The organism is Oleiphilus sp. HI0061, assembly GCF_001635675.1.
Map to the genome: position 1 here is coordinate 1 of NZ_LWFE01000079.1, position 788 is coordinate 788.

Consider the following 788-nt stretch of genomic DNA (forward strand, 5'->3'; position numbering starts at 1 on the left):
AGCATTTTGATAAATTTGCCAAGCAGTTTCTGTCTTAGCTGTCGCGAATGCAATACCGAATGAGGCTGTCAAACTTATCCGTTGCCCCTGCCAAAAGCAGTCTGTACTTTCAATCGTGGCACGAATTCTTTCTGCCAATATATGCGCTTCATCTTTACTTTCGCCACAGACAATAATACTCATCTCTTCTCCGCCAACGCGCGCGGCAGTATCATTCTTCCTGCAATTTGCAAGAATCAATGTAGCAACCTTCTTCAATACTTCATCACCTGCCTGGTGCCCAAATCGATCATTTACTTGTTTAAAAAAGTCTAAATCAATTTGAATAATGGCCATTGAGGCACCGGTACGCAGATGCTGCTGAAACTCTTGTTCTAAACGGTTTTTATAATAACGCTTATTGTAAAGCGCCGTTAGGCTATCGGTCAGTGCCAGATCTGTAATCATATGCTCTCGACGACCAATAAAATAACCTAGCAATGAAAACACAATTCCCGTTGCCAAGCTCATATAGACATAGAGTAATAGATCAAAATGTTCATCAGAGAATGGATCACGCCCCGCAAGTTTCTGGACTAGAACCCAACCCGCCGGTGCACCTAACGATAAAGCCAGGCCGTACAAAGCCCTCAGAACCGGTAAGGATACAAAACGGGTGAGCCGGTTTGAGATTTTAGCGTTAGAACTACGTATCATCGTCATTGGATTTGCTCTCCTGGCGGAGCAGGCTCTGCTCCCTTACTTTGAAGGTAGCATGAACTCATGAATTGAAGTCTGACTCTGATCAA

The 788-nt window shown here is 43.9% G+C and carries 1 protein-coding gene; it reads right to left on the reverse strand.

Features of this window, described 5'->3' with window-relative positions; translation table 11 throughout:
• A partial coding sequence (locus A3735_RS00980) for a GGDEF domain-containing protein (protein ID WP_068637395.1) occupies positions 1-702 on the reverse strand: 702 nt, incomplete at its 3' end.
• Between the last annotated feature and the right edge of the window lie 86 nt (positions 703-788).